General features: G+C 61.7%; 13 protein-coding genes. 5 read left to right on the top strand and 8 right to left on the bottom strand.

The features are described from left to right. Positions 1–401: 401 nt before the first annotated feature. Entirely contained in the window at positions 402–1262 is an 861-nt protein-coding gene (locus BLV47_RS06915) for a LysR family transcriptional regulator (RefSeq protein WP_092311430.1), read from the bottom strand. A 98-nt stretch (positions 1263–1360) separates the two neighbouring features. Here BLV47_RS06915 and gstA point away from each other — a divergent pair, with 98 nt between their 5' ends. Together gstA and BLV47_RS06905 are read left to right on the top strand one after the other, a co-directional pair. Beyond that, positions 1361–1963, top strand: a complete 603-nt coding sequence (gstA, locus tag BLV47_RS06910) for a glutathione transferase GstA (RefSeq protein WP_092311427.1) — start codon at positions 1361–1363, stop codon at positions 1961–1963. Between the two features lie 294 nt (positions 1964–2257). Next, positions 2258–2683 (top strand): GNAT family N-acetyltransferase, encoded by a 426-nt coding sequence (locus tag BLV47_RS06905; protein ID WP_092311424.1) that lies wholly within the window; start codon positions 2258–2260, stop codon positions 2681–2683. 15 nt (positions 2684–2698) lie between these two features. Here BLV47_RS06905 and def read toward each other — a convergent pair whose 3' ends face one another. The 5 genes from def to istA form a co-directional block, all read right to left on the bottom strand. Beyond that, complete coding sequence (gene def, locus BLV47_RS06900) at positions 2699–3238, bottom strand: peptide deformylase (protein ID WP_047305712.1); 540 nt, start codon at positions 3236–3238, stop codon at positions 2699–2701. A gap of 2 nt (positions 3239–3240) precedes the next feature. Beyond that, positions 3241–4185 (bottom strand): YihY/virulence factor BrkB family protein, encoded by a 945-nt coding sequence (locus tag BLV47_RS06895; RefSeq protein WP_092311421.1) that lies wholly within the window; start codon positions 4183–4185, stop codon positions 3241–3243. A gap of 189 nt (positions 4186–4374) precedes the next feature. Then, positions 4375–4566 carry a CsbD family protein gene (locus BLV47_RS06890; protein WP_092311418.1) on the bottom strand — a complete coding sequence of 64 codons (192 nt, stop codon included), beginning with the start codon at positions 4564–4566 and terminating at the stop codon, positions 4375–4377. A 322-nt stretch (positions 4567–4888) separates the two neighbouring features. Next, positions 4889–5638: an IS21-like element IS1474 family helper ATPase IstB gene (istB, locus tag BLV47_RS06885; RefSeq protein ID WP_062838242.1), complete on the bottom strand. Its 750-nt coding sequence runs from the start codon at positions 5636–5638 to the stop codon at positions 4889–4891. Next, positions 5526–7211, bottom strand: coding sequence for an IS21 family transposase (gene istA, locus BLV47_RS06880; RefSeq protein WP_062838241.1), 1686 nt, complete (start codon positions 7209–7211; stop codon positions 5526–5528). Before istA ends, istB begins: the two co-directional genes overlap by 113 nt. Before the next feature lie 237 nt (positions 7212–7448). Here istA and BLV47_RS06875 point away from each other — a divergent pair, with 237 nt between their 5' ends. Beyond that, positions 7449–7802 carry a hypothetical protein gene (locus tag BLV47_RS06875; RefSeq protein WP_092311415.1) on the top strand — a complete coding sequence of 118 codons (354 nt, stop codon included), beginning with the start codon at positions 7449–7451 and terminating at the stop codon, positions 7800–7802. A gap of 66 nt (positions 7803–7868) precedes the next feature. Here the strand turns inward: BLV47_RS06875 and fadD1 are convergent, their stop codons facing one another. Further along, positions 7869–9560 carry a long-chain-fatty-acid--CoA ligase FadD1 gene (gene fadD1 / locus BLV47_RS06870; protein ID WP_092311412.1) on the bottom strand — a complete coding sequence of 564 codons (1692 nt, stop codon included), beginning with the start codon at positions 9558–9560 and terminating at the stop codon, positions 7869–7871. Between the two features lie 340 nt (positions 9561–9900). Beyond that, positions 9901–11589, bottom strand: coding sequence for a long-chain-fatty-acid--CoA ligase FadD2 (fadD2, locus tag BLV47_RS06865; RefSeq protein WP_092311409.1), 1689 nt, complete (start codon positions 11587–11589; stop codon positions 9901–9903). 213 nt (positions 11590–11802) lie between these two features. On the opposite strand from fadD2, the gene BLV47_RS06860 reads away from it, so the two are divergent. After that, positions 11803–12747 (top strand): alpha/beta hydrolase, encoded by a 945-nt coding sequence (locus BLV47_RS06860; RefSeq protein ID WP_092311406.1) that lies wholly within the window; start codon positions 11803–11805, stop codon positions 12745–12747. Between the two features lie 50 nt (positions 12748–12797). Further along, on the top strand, positions 12798–13268 hold the full coding sequence (locus BLV47_RS06855; protein ID WP_092311403.1) for a MaoC family dehydratase: 471 nt from the start codon (positions 12798–12800) through the stop codon (positions 13266–13268). Positions 13269–13296: the final 28 nt, after the last annotated feature.

Below are 13296 nucleotides of genomic sequence, written 5' to 3'. Positions count from 1 at the left end.
GTCAGGTGATCAATGATGTTCAATCGGAGAGTTCATATTGCAACGCTCTTATCAAGCCATCCTTTTCTTGATGCCCTATAAACGGGCCGACCTAACAAAGAAAAGAAACTCCATCTAATTAATTACTCCTGAACCTCTGGTGCCTCTAGTTGCGCACTCTCGTCTTTGTTCATGCTTTCGGTGCCGCCCTCGGGCAAACAATGTGCAAACAACCGGTACAAGGGCAAACATCAGGGGGTGAGAAACAGTACCGGACAGCGCAATCCATAGGTTTTTTCACAACTGAGCATAGACAGCCGCGCCCCCTATGCAAGGCCACCAGTCAGTCGGTTTTCACAACTTTCAAAATCATTGGAAGCATTCTCAAAAAGTACCCAACAAGACATTAAAGAATGTTCTGACTAACCTCCCTCAAGTATCTGCACGAACGCCTGAACCATACCGTTGCTCTCACGACCCGGTGCCGCTACCAGGGCAAACTGACGCTCGACGGGCCGACTCAACGGCAACACCCGCAACCCCTGGCGCTGCTCCGGCAGGGTGCTTTCCGGTACCAGGGTCACCCCCAGCCCTTCACGCACCAGACTGAATGCGCTGTTCCACTCCCGCACTTCGACTCGCACGTCCGCCAGTGGCAGGCCGGCGTCGGCAGCCAGACTGCGGGCGTTCACCGAGCAACCGCCAGTGGCCAGGACAAAGGGTTGGGCCAGCAAGCTCGCAAGATCGATGCTCGCCGCCCGCCAGGGGTGCTCCAGGGGCAATACCGCCACCCACGAGTCCAGCCCCAGCAACCACGAACGACGCCCGGCCGCGGGATTCAGCACCACCCCCAGGTCCACCAGTTGCGCCTCCAGCAGGGCTTCGACCTCATCGTCGCTGACCTCCAACTGCACCACCTCGATCCCCGGGTGCAACTGCCTGAAGCGTCGCAGCAAGGGTGGCAGAACCTGCGCCAGGACCATGGGAAACCCCGCCAGGCGCAGGCTGCCGTGGGGCATGCCCCGGGCCGCGTCGACCTGGCGCCGCACCTGGGCCAGCGCACCGAGCATCACCCGCGCCTGCTCCAGCACCTGCAGGCCGATAGCCGTAGGCAGCGCCTGACGACGCTCGCGGATGAACACCTGTACGCCAAGCATGTCCTCCATCTGCGCCAGAGCCTGGCTGGCCCCGGACTGGGTCATCCCCACTTGCTCGGCGGCACGGGTAATAGTGCCGCATTCGGCGATCGCCACCAGCAGGCGCCAGTGCATCAGATTCATCACGGCAGTAGCTATCCTTATGGCAGTTTTCTGAAAAATGAATTTTACCCATGCCCACAGCCTCGCCGACACTGCTTCGAACCTTCACTCGAGAGCCGCCGATGAAACTCTACTACGCCCCTCAAGCCTGCTCCCTGGCCTGCCATATCGTGCTGCGGGAATTGCAACTGCCATTCGAAGCGATCCGTGTCGACAATCGCAGCAAGCGCACGGCCGAAGGTGAGGATTTCCTCGCCATCAACCCCAAGGGCTACGTTGCCGCCCTGCAACTGGACAACGGTGAAGTGCTCACCGAGGGCCCGGCAATCCTGCAGTACCTCGCCGACCTCAAGCCCGAGGCCGGTCTGGCGGCACCACAGGGCAGTTGGCAGCGGGTACGGCTGCAGGAAACCCTGAACTTCATCACCAGCGAGGTTCACGGGATCATGGGCTGGCTGTTCAATTCAGCGCTGGATGACCAGGCCAAGGACCTGTTCCGGCAAAAGCTGTTTAAGCGTTTGGCTCTGCTGGAACAGATCCTGGAGCGACAGGACTACCTGCAGGGTGGACAGTTCAGCGTTGCCGATGCCTACCTGTTCACCGTGCTGCGCTGGACCGCGGTGTTTGCCATCGACCTGGCCGCCTGGCCAGCCTTGCTGAAATACCAGGCACGAATCGAGCAGCGCCCGACCGTGCGAGAAGCACTGGCGCTAGAGCTGGCATAGAGGAGCAGGAAAGACCCGGGGCGTGCTCAAGGGCAGACAAGACCAGGCCCGCCGTGCGGGCTTGGTCAAAGCGATCAATGGCCGAAGATGTTCACTTCGGTTTTCTTGGCCTTTTTCTCGGCGCGCTTCTCGTGCGCGCTCTTGGCCGGTTTCTTCTTGGCGTTTTTCTTGGCGTTCATACCTTTGGACATGACTGCGACTCCACTGATGCCGGATAAGCTTCAGGTATAGCACCTAGGGGCAGCCGGGGTTCCTCTATAATCCGCCGCGCCCAGTCACAACCCCGGAAACACCATGCCCTGCCTGCAGATCGGCCCGCTCGACGAGGCCTCTCGTCCCTTGCTGAACAAGTTCTACCGCCAGCACCGTTCGTCCATGCGCGCCTCGGCCGAGGGCCAGCTGTGGGTGATAAGAGAGGGCGAGATCATTGCCGGGATGAGCCTGACCCCGGTGGCTCAGGGGCATTGGCTGACGGGTTTGTTCGTCGCCCCATCGCTCCGTGGCCAGGGGCTGGCGGCGCAGTTGGTGCGGCAAGCCCGACAGGCAGTGCCAGGTCCGCTCTGGCTGTTCTGCCACCCGGACCTGGAAACTCTGTATCAACGCATGGGCTTCACCCGTGCCCCCCACCTGCCGGCGCCCCTGGCCGAGCGCTTGGCCCGCTACCAACGCAGCAAGCCTTTGCTGGCCATGGGCGCCCCGGCCTTCGACCAGACCCCGTGAGCCGGGGCCGCAAGATCAGTCGTCGGCGTTGGGATCGAGATCGGGAAACAGCACCTCAGTGAAGCCGAATTTGCTGAAATCACTGATCCGCGACGGATACAGCCGACCGATCAGGTGATCGCATTCATGCTGCACCACCCGGGCGTGAAAGCCCGACGCCACGCGCACCACCGGCTCGCCCTTGGGATCGAAGCCCTCGTAGCGAATATGCTGGTAGCGCTGCACCGCTCCCCGCAGACCGGGAACCGAGAGGCAGCCTTCCCAGCCTTCTTCCAGCACCGGGCTCAGCGGGGTGATCAGGGGATTGATGAGGATGGTCTGCGGGACCGCTTCGGCGTCCGGGTAACGTTCGCTGTGCTCGAAGCCGAAGATCACCAGCTGCAGGTCGACACCGATCTGCGGCGCCGCCAGCCCCACACCACCGACACTTTCCATGGTCTGGAACATATCGTCGATCAGCTCCCACAACTGCGGACTGTCGAACATCTCGGGCGGCACTGGCGGGGCAATACGCAGCAGGCGTTCATCGCCCATCTTGAGGATTTCACGGATCATGTTCAGGCTTCGTCAGTAGTGGGATGGCGCGAGTGGTCCCGGCCCAGTCCAGAAACGTGTTGTTTATCGCCGAGCCCGTCAAAGTCCTTTTCGCCAGGGTCCTTGCCTTCGGCCGACATGTGTTCGATCACCGCATTCATCTCCGCTCCCAGCAACAGCACGGCCGAAGAGATATAGAAGTACAGCAACAGCACGATGATCGCGCCGATACTGCCATACATGGCGTTGTAGTTAGCAAAGGTTTTCACGTAGTAGGCGAACCCCAGGGACGCGACGATCCACACCACCACCGCCAACACCGAACCGGGGGTGATAAAGCGGAATTTCTGCTTCACATCCGGCATCACGTAATACATCAGCGCCACGGCCACCATCATCAGCAGCACGATCACCGGCCAGCGCAGGATGGTCCACAAGGTGACGATGAACGCTTCCAAGCCCACCTGCCCGGCCAGCCAGGTCATCACCTGCGGCCCCAGCACCATCAGTGCCGCAGCGGCCAGGAGCATGCCGGCGATCCCCACGGTGTAGAAGATCGACAGCGGAAAACGCTTCCAGATCGGCCGCCCCTCGACCACATCGTAGGCCGCGTTCATCGCGCTCATCATCAGGCGCACGCCCGCCGAGGCGGTCCACAGCGCGATGACGATACCCACGGAAAGCAGCCCGCCCTTGGACTGCTGCAATTGGTCGATCACCGGATTGACCTGCTCCAGTGCCTGGGGCGGCAACACCAGTTCCGATTGCAGGCGCAGCCAGCTGAAAAAGTCCGGCAAGTGCAAGAAACCGATCAGGGCGATGAGAAACAGGATGAAGGGGAACAGCGAGAACAGCATCTGGTAGGCCAGTGCCGAGGCGTAAGTGGACATCTCGTCCGCGATGAATTCATGCACCGTGCGAATCAGCACACGATGCAAGGGCAAACCTTTGAGGTCCGGAAAAATCATAGCGTCTCCTTTCGCCGCAAAAAGGTTGAAGTCGAAAGCGACTCAGGGGGCGTTTTCTACAACAAATTAGCTCAGTTGGCGAACCGCAACCATGACAACACGTGGATTGGCTGATCGCTTCCCTGGGCCGGCACATGAAAACGGCCATCCTGGGATGGCCGCTGCCGTGCATCATCGATCCCGAGGTTTTCAGGCTTTGTCGATGGTTTTCTTCACCGCATCCTTGGCTTTGCCCAAGGCTTGCTGGGCCTCACCCTTCTTCTCCTGCAGCTTGCCTTCTACCTGCAGTTTGGTGTTGTCGGTGGCCTTGCCGATACCTTGCTTGACGTTGCCGATGGCTTCGTTGGCCAGACCTTTTGCCTTGTCCGCTGCGCTGCTCATGGTATTTCTCCGTTGAACATGGATTGATCGAACACAGTGAGTTGCATCGTTACCCAAGGTTGACCCGCGGCTTTCGCGCAGAGTTTCAATTTTTTTCGGCGGGCATTTCATCGCCGTTGCCAGGTTGCGCTTTATGTTTGCCGGGCAACCCGGGAGAATGCTCGACCTGTTCAGGCCAAGCACTGAAGATCCAATCCCCGTAGGAATGTTATGAAACTCGATAAAAAGCTGCGGATTTCGGTGAACGTGACCGAGCGTTTCGCTAATACGTGACCGGTGCTTCCACCCCGGTTGCGCGGGTTCTGGATTGTAATCGCATCGGTCACGATGCGGCTTGTTCCTCGGCTTTTTTTCGGCGCAGCGACTCGCCTTTCATCGTCAGTCGGTAGGCGTTGTGCACCAGGCGGTCGAGGATGGCATCGGCCAGGGTCGGGTCGTTGATCCAGCCGTGCCAGTGCTCGATGGGCAGTTGGCTCGTCAGGATGGTGGAGCGGCTGCCAGCGCGGTCGTCGATCACCTCCAGCAGGTCATGCCGGGCTCCTTCCTCCAGCGGGGCTAGCGCCCAGTCGTCCAGCACCAGGACGTCGACCTTTGCCAGCTGTTGCAGGGTACGGCCGAAGCTGCCGTCGCCATGAGCGATGCGCAGTTGTTCCAGCAGGCGCGGGGTGCGCAGGTACAGGGTGCTATAGCCCTGGCGGCAGGCCTGGTTGCCCAGGGCGCAGGCCAGCCAGGTTTTGCCGGCACCGGTCGGGCCGGTCAGCAGCAGGTTGTGCTGCTGGCGGATCCAGTCGCCACTGGCCAGGGTGGCGATCAGACGCTCGTCCAGGGCGCGTCCGGTGCGGCGGTCGAGATCTTCCAGGCAGGCGTTGGCGTACTTGAGCTTGGCCTTCTTGCGCAGCCGTACCAGGCGCTGGTTGTCACGCCAGGCCAGTTCGCGGTCGAGCAGTAGGCCGAGGCGTTCATCGAAGCTCAGGCTGTGGCTGGCCGGCAGCGTCCATTGCTCTTCCAGGGCGCGGGCCATGCCGTCCAGGCGTAGCTGGTGCAGTTGATTCAGGGTGTGTTGCGGCATCATCGAACAGCTCCTGTTGCGGGGGTTGGTAGTAGTCGGCGCCACGGACGTTCTCGTGGTCGCCGGGTAAGGTCGTTTCGGCGGCACGCTGGGGCAGCGGCTGTTGATCCAGGCCTTGCTGGAGCAGGTTGCGCACGCTGCGCCCGGTGAAGGCGCGCAGGTGTACGGCACGTTCGGCAGCGGCTTCCAGGCGTGCATTGCCATAGCGCCGGGCCAGCGAGAGCAGGCCGAGGCAGGCGCGGTAGCCCATCTCCGGGTGCGGCTTGTGGGTCAGTTGGTGATCGATCAGTTGGCGCGTGTAGGGGCCGATCCGCGCGCCCCAGTCGAGCAGGCGTTGTGGCGTCCATTCGCGATGCGCCTGGTGCGCCGCGGGCATGTGCTCGCGCTGGGTACTGTAAGCGCCGCGTCGCCCCAGCAGCAGGTGGCTGGCCACCCGCCGGTTGCCATGCAGCACTTCCAGGGTGTGTGCCGTCAGTCGCACGTCCACGTTCTGCCGGGCCAGGGCGGAGGGCACGCTGTAGAAGCTGCCATTGACCTCGATGTGGTAGTCGATGCTGACCTTGCAGCGCTTGAAGGTGGCGACCTCGTAGGGATGCACCGGCAGCGCTCGCAAGGCCGGGCGATCCAGGCGCTCGAACCAGTCGCGCCGGCAGCCATCGAGCCGCTTGAACGGGCGCCGATTCAGATCCTCCAGCAGCTCGGCGATGGCCTGGTTAAGCGCATGCAGGCTGAAGAACTGCCGATGGCGCAGCCGCGCCATGATCCAGCGCTCGACCACCTGCACCGCCACCTCGGCCTTGGCCTTGTCCTGAGGCTTGCGTGGCCGTGCCGGCAGGATCACCGTCTGGTAATGACGCGCGCACTCCAGCGTGGCCCGGTTCAGGCCCGGCTCGTAGCGATCCGGCTGGGCGACCAGGGCGCGCGGATTGTCCGGCACAACCATTTCCGGCACGCCGCCAAAGTAGGTCAGAGCCTGGCCCAGCGAGGTCAGCCAGTCCACCTGGGTTTCGCCTGGCGTCGCGCAGGCATAGGTGTAATTCGAGGCGCCCAGGGCGGCGACGAAGATGTGCGCCCGGCGCACTTCGCCGGTGGCCGGGTCGACCACCGGCAGCGTCGGCCCGGCATAGTCGATGAATAGCTTCTCGCCCGCACGGTGCAGCTGACGCATCGAACGTTTGAGCGTCTGGGCGTAGCGCCGGTAGTGCTCGACGAACTGGGTGTAGCGGTAGGTCGGCTGGCCCGCATGCGCGGCGAGATATTCCTCCCACAGCAGCTGCAAGGTCACGCCCTTGCGTCGCAACTCGCGGTGGATGCTCAGCACATCGGGCAGCACTCGCTCACCGCGCGGCTTGTTCGTCGACGTCGGTGCAAACAAGGCGGCCGCCAGCGCGGCCTCGTCCATGGCCACCAGCGCCGGCCAGTCCAGCCCGGCCACCCGCGCCGCCGCGATGTACTTGCTAACCACGCCCTTGGACAGCTGCAAGGCACGGGCAATCTTCTCGTGGGACAAGCCGGCCTCAAACTTGAGGCGCAGACATTCTTTGATGTTTCGCATGGCTACTCGCGGCGCCGCCATCTTCCTCTCCCGAAATCGGTCGAGGATGGCGGCGCATCAGGTCATGCGCAACGAAGGGGAAGGCTTTCGCTAAGTCGTGACCGGCGATTTCGGTAAGCCGTGACCACCTGTTTCGGAACAGGCGGAAAATCGGTCACGTTGCTACCGAAATGAGCGGTCACGCGTTAGCGAAATGACCGGTCACGATCAACCGAAACGGCCGGTCACGGTGCTCCGAAATCCGCAAAAAAGCAGGCCATCGCCCGCAGAAACCAGGAACTGGGCGGTGCGGTGCTGGGCGTCAACAACTGCCATTTCGCGGAGCTGAACCGCAATCGCAACATCTGGTGGTTCGATATCCTGGTCACCCGCCTGGCCATCGGTCAGTACGAATGGGTCCACCTGCTGCTGCACACCCCGGACACCGACCAGTTGCTGCACCTGAAAGTGCCGACGGTGTTCCTGCGGGAAAAACTCGAAGGCCTGGTGATCCGCAACCAAGGCAAGCGCAAGGCCGCCCTGAGCCTGGAGCTGAGCGCCGACAAGGACTCCTTCCTCAAGGACGTGCGCCCCGCCGGCACTGGCGTGAGCTTTGCCCAGTTCCAGCAGTAAGCCGCTCCTGGCGCGCGCCCATGAAAAAGCCCCGCACTGGCGGGGCTTTTTTTTGGACGCTGCGGCCTACTTCTTCACGCCGAGCTTCTTCAACTCTTCGTCACGCAGTTCGCGGCGCAGGATCTTGCCAACGTTGGTGGTCGGCAGGGCATCGCGGAACTCCACGGCCTTGGGCACCTTGTAGCCGGTGACATTGGCGCGCATGTGCTCCATCACCTGCTCCTTGGTCAGGTTCACCCCTGGCTTGGCGACGATGAAGATCTTGATGATCTCGCCGGATTTTTCATCCGGTATGCCGATTGCCGCGCACTGCAGCACGCCCGGCAGCGAGGCCAGCACATCTTCCAGTTCGTTGGGGTAAACGTTGAAGCCCGACACCAGGATCATGTCCTTCTTGCGGTCGACGATGCGGATATAGCCGTCCGGCTGGATCAGGGCAATGTCACCGGTCTTCAGCCAGCCTTCGCTGCTGAGGACTTCGTCGGTGGCGTCCTGGCGCTGCCAGTAGCCCTTCATCACTTGCGGGCCCTTCACGCACAACTCGCCGACCTCGCCCAGCGCCAGCTCTTCGCCGGCGTCGTTGACCACCCGGCACAGGGTCGAAGGCACCGGAATGCCGATGGTGCCGACCTGGATGTTCTGGATCGGGTTGACCGTGGCCACCGGGCTGGTTTCGGTCATGCCGTAGCCTTCGCAGATCGGGCAGTTGGTCACTTCCTTCCAACGCTCGGCGGCCGCCAGTTGCAGGGCCATGCCCCCGGACAAGGTGACTTTCAGCGCAGAGAAATCCAGCTTGCGGAAGGCTTCGTTGTTGCACAGAGCCACGAACAGGGTGTTGAGGCCGACAAAACCGCTGAACTTCCACTTCGACAGTTCCTTGACCATCGCCGGCAAGTCCCGCGGGTTGCTGATCAGGATGTTGTGGTTGCCCATGAGCATGATGGCCATGCAATGGAAGGTGAACGCATAGATGTGGTACAGCGGCAGCGGGGTGATGAGGATCTCGCAGCCTTCATTGAGGTTGGAGCCCATCAGCGCCTTGCACTGCAGCATGTTGGCCACCAGGTTGCGGTGGGTCAGCATCGCGCCCTTGGCCACGCCGGTGGTACCGCCGGTGTATTGCAAGACAGCCACATCGCCGCCAGCGGGATTGGCTTCCTGCACCGGCTGGCCGCGGCCCTTGCTCAAGGCGTCATTGAATTTGACCGCCTGGGGCAAGTGGTAGGCCGGCACCATCTTCTTCACGTACTTGATCACGCTGTTGATCAGCAGGCGCTTGAGTGGCGGCAGCAGATCCGCCACTTCGGTGACGATCACATGCTTGACCCCGGTCTTGGGCACCACGCTTTCTGCCAGATGGGCCATGTTGGCCAGGCAGACCAGGGCCTTGGCCCCGGAGTCATTGAATTGGTGTTCCATTTCCCGCGCGGTGTACAGCGGGTTGGTGTTGACCACGATCAGGCCGGCGCGGATCGCACCAAATACCGCGATCGGGTATTGCAGCAGGTTGGGCAGTTGCAGAGCGATTCGATCGCCGGGCCGCAAATCGGTATGCTGCTGCAGGTACGCGGCGAAGGCACCGGACAATTCATACAACTCACCATAGGTGATTGTCTTGCCAAGGTTGCTAAAGGCCGGTTTGTCAGCGAAACGTTGGCAGGATTGTTTCAATACCGCCTGAATATTCGGATACTCGTCTGGATTGATATCGGCAGCAATTCCAGCTGGGTACTTATCCTTCCAAAAGTCTTCGATCATGGAAGCCCACTCCTCAGCAACGCGAATTCATCACCGCAGTTGATGCGATTATTATTTGTCTGTGTTTTTTATTGGTGTCTATTGTTGGTGAGTCTGGCTGTTTACTTAGGCCGAGAAGTCACAAAGCGCGCCGAGAGTAGCAGCTTTGAAAAAGGCCGCCTAGAGCCAAAGAAGGCCTGAATAGTCACGCTTGTGACTCAAGACCATTTAATGGTCATTTTTAGAGTAAAAATTCTATCACTTTGAATTCCGCTCTAGCTCGGGGCTTTGCGCCCCTGAAATGACTCGGGGGCCAGCCCGTTGCGTCAACCGACCGGCCCCCGAGGGAGGAACTCAAGGATCAGGCGATGTCACGCAACTCGCGGCGCAGGATCTTGCCCACGGGCGTCATCGGCAGCGACTCACGCAGGACGATGTGCTTGGGCACCTTGTAGGCGGTGAAATTCTCCTTGCAGTAGGCCTTGAGCTCTTCCAGGCTGACCCCCGTTTCACGGGGCACCACAAACAGCTTCACCGCCTCGCCGGAACGCTCGTCCGGCACGCCGATCACCGCGCAGTTGGCGACCTTGGGGTGAGCCATGACCACGTCTTCGATCTCGTTGGGATACACGTTGAAACCCGAGACGATGATCATGTCCTTCTTGCGATCGACAATACGCACGAAACCGTCCGGATCGATTACCGCGATATCCCCGGACTTGAACCAGCCTTCGGCGTCCAGCACCTCCGCGGTGGCTTCAGCCTTGTTCCAGTAGCCCTTCATGACCTGCGGCCCCTTGATGCACAGCTCGCCGCGCTCGCCCAGTGGCTGCTCGTTGCCCTGGTCATCGACGACCTTCAAGGTGGTGCCCGGCACCGGCAGACCGACCGTGCCCAACCGCGAGCGGTCGCCATAAGGGTTGGTGCACGCCACCGGCGAGGTTTCGGTGAGGCCATAGCCTTCGGTGATCCGGCATCCGGTGAGCTGCTGCCAGCGTTCCGCCGTGGCCTTGACCAGGGCCGTGCCACCGGAGTTGGTCAGCTTGAGACTGGAAAAATCCAGGTGCTTGAACTCCGGATGATCCATCAGTGCCACGAACAGCGTGTTCAGCCCCAGCAGCGCGGAAAACCGCCACTTCTTCAACTCCTTGATAAAGCCACCGATGTCTCGCGGGTTGGTGATCAGCACGTTGTGGTTGCCAGTGACCATCATGCACATGCAGTTCGCGGTGAAGGCATAGATGTGGTAGAGCGGCAGCGGCGCGATCATCACTTCCTGGCCTTCGCGCCACTGGGTATGGCCATCGGGCCCATGCTGGCCGAGGCAGGCCCGGACCTGCTGCATGTTGGCCACCAGGTTGCCGTGGGTCAGCATTGCCCCCTTGGCCAGGCCAGTGGTGCCACCGGTGTACTGCAGCACGGCAAGATCTTCCAGGCCGACCTGCAGCGGTTTGATCCCCTGGCCACGCCCGAGGCGCAAGGCACTCTTGAAGGCAATGGCCTGGGGCAGGTGATAGGCCGGCACCATCTTCTTGACCTTGTCCACCACGGTATTGACCAGCCAGCCCTTGGCACTGGACAGCATGTCGCCCATCTTGGCTTCGATCAGGAACTGGATGTCGGTGTCGCCCAGCACTTCCTGAACCTTCTGCCCGAACACGTTCAGGTAGACCAGGGCCCGGGCTCCGGAATCCTTGAATTGATGACGCATCTCCCGCGCGGTGTACAGCGGGTTGGTGTTGACCACCACCAGCCCGGCCCGCAGCGCGCCGAACACCGCGATCGGGTACTGCAGGACATTGGGCATCTGCACCGCGATACGATCCCCCGGAACCAGGTCGGTATGGCTTTGCAGATAACCGGCGAAAGCCGCGCTGTAGCGTTCCAGCTCGGCGTAGGTGAGGGTCACCCCCATATTGCTGAACGCCGGGCGGTCAGCAAACTTCTTGCAGGAACGCTCAAACACCTCGATCACCGACTTGTAGGCCCCCAGATCGATCTCGTTGGGGACGCCGGCGGGGCGCTTATCATTCCAGAAATCAGGTTGCATTATTCTTGTCCTCTTTTTGCCTGAACGGTCCGGGACGCCACTGTAACGCTATCAGCGGCGGGGCTCCTCGGACGTTAGCAGCTATGGCGATTCAGGCAAATATGCGCAAGTGTGTCATTAACTGTGTGAATCTTGCGTCCAACAGGCCGACGAATCGGACGGACACGCATTGATGCGCTATAAAGTGCAGCGTCTTCGAGCAAAGGAATCGCCATGACCCACGACACCTTCTGGTTGACCACAAGCGACCACCAGCGCCTCTTCGTCAACCAGTGGCTGCCCGAGCCTGCGCTCAAGGCGGTGATCCTGCTGTCCCACGGCATGGCCGAGCACAGTGGGCGCTATGCCCGGCTGGCGGCGGCCCTGTGCGCCGCAGGTTATGGCCTCTATGCCCCGGATCAGCGCGGCCACGGCAACACCGCGCAGCACGGCGTGCTCGGCCACTACGCGGATCACGGCGGCTGGAACAAGGTGGTCGGCGACCTGGCCAGCCTCAACCAGCACATCGGCCAGCAGCACCCTGGCACCCCCATCGTGCTGCTGGGCCACAGCATGGGCAGCTACATCGCCCAGGCATACCTGCTGCACCACAGCGCCAGCCTGCATGGGGCGATCCTCAGCGGCTCGAACTTCCAGCCCGTGGCCCTGTACCGCATCGCCAGCCTGATCGCCCGTTTCGAACGCTGGCGCCAGGGCGCAACTGGACGCAGCGCCCTGATCGAGTGGCTGTCCTTCGGCTCGTTCAACAAGGCCTTCAAACCCAATCGCACCGCCTTCGACTGGCTCAGCCGCGACCCGGAAGAAGTCGACAAGTACGTGAATGACCCCTTGTGCGGCTACCGCTGCAGCAACCAGCTATGGATCGACCTGCTGGGCGGCCTGCAGCAGATCAGCAAGATTTCCAACCTGGCACAGATCGATCCGGGCCTGCCGTTGCTGGTGATGGGCGGTGAATGTGATCCAGTAAGCGCCGGCAAGCGTCTCAAGGATCTGGCCAGCGCCTTGCGCGAGGCCGGCAGCCAGTGCCTGCAACTCAATATCTACCCGCAAGCGCGTCATGAGCTGTTCAACGAAAGCAACCGTGACCAAGTGACCCACGACGTCCTGGCCTGGCTCGATCAGGCCCTGCTACACCGTCGCCCGCCCCGCGCGGAGTAAGGGCTGGCACAGTCGCTACGTTCATTTATCTGTCAGAGGATTTCAGCAACATGACCCAGGTTACCAACACCCCTTACGAAGCCCTGGAAGTCGGTCAGACCGCCCAGTACAGCAAGACGGTCGAAGAGCGTGACATCCAGCTGTTCGCCGCCATGTCCGGCGACCACAACCCGGTGCACCTGGACCCCGAGTTCGCCGCCGCCACCATGTTCAAGGAGCGCATCGCCCACGGCATGTTCAGTGGCGCGCTGATCAGCGCCGCCGTCGCCTGCGAGCTGCCTGGCCCGGGCACCATCTACATCGGCCAGCAGATGAGCTTCCAGAAGCCGGTGAGGATCGGCGACACCCTGACCGTGCGCCTGGAAATCCTCGAAAAACTGCCCAAGTTCCGCGTGCGCATCGCCACCCGCGTGTTCAACCAGCGCGATGAGCTGGTGGTGGACGGCGAGGCCGAGATCCTCGCCCCACGCAAGCAACAGACCGTGACCTTGCCGACCCTGCCGGCCATCACCATCGGCTGAGCCTCGCTCCCGGCAGGAGCCGGCTGCC

Origin of the sequence: Pseudomonas saponiphila (assembly GCF_900105185.1) — a bacterium.
GTDB lineage: Bacteria > Pseudomonadota > Gammaproteobacteria > Pseudomonadales > Pseudomonadaceae > Aquipseudomonas > Aquipseudomonas saponiphila.
The sequence above is the reverse complement of the archived record's forward strand: the minus strand, read 5'-3'. Positions and strand labels throughout refer to the sequence as shown.

Bases quoted from the DNA above. Each gene is read 5' to 3' on its own strand.
- gstA (WP_092311427.1), top strand. From the start codon at position 1,361: ATGAAACTCTACTACGCCCCTCAAGCCTGCTCCCTGGCCTGCCATATC.
- BLV47_RS06905 (WP_092311424.1), top strand. From the start codon at position 2,258: ATGCCCTGCCTGCAGATCGGCCCGCTCGACGAGGCCTCTCGTCCCTTG.
- def (WP_047305712.1), bottom strand. From the start codon at position 3,238: ATGATCCGTGAAATCCTCAAGATGGGCGATGAACGCCTGCTGCGTATT.
- BLV47_RS06895 (WP_092311421.1), bottom strand. From the start codon at position 4,185: ATGATTTTTCCGGACCTCAAAGGTTTGCCCTTGCATCGTGTGCTGATT.
- BLV47_RS06890 (WP_092311418.1), bottom strand. From the start codon at position 4,566: ATGAGCAGCGCAGCGGACAAGGCAAAAGGTCTGGCCAACGAAGCCATC.
- istB (WP_062838242.1), bottom strand. From the start codon at position 5,638: ATGATGCCGCAACACACCCTGAATCAACTGCACCAGCTACGCCTGGAC.
- istA (WP_062838241.1), bottom strand. From the start codon at position 7,211: ATGGCGGCGCCGCGAGTAGCCATGCGAAACATCAAAGAATGTCTGCGC.
- fadD1 (WP_092311412.1), bottom strand. From the start codon at position 9,560: ATGATCGAAGACTTTTGGAAGGATAAGTACCCAGCTGGAATTGCTGCC.
- fadD2 (WP_092311409.1), bottom strand. From the start codon at position 11,589: ATGCAACCTGATTTCTGGAATGATAAGCGCCCCGCCGGCGTCCCCAAC.
- BLV47_RS06860 (WP_092311406.1), top strand. From the start codon at position 11,803: ATGACCCACGACACCTTCTGGTTGACCACAAGCGACCACCAGCGCCTC.
- BLV47_RS06855 (WP_092311403.1), top strand. From the start codon at position 12,798: ATGACCCAGGTTACCAACACCCCTTACGAAGCCCTGGAAGTCGGTCAG.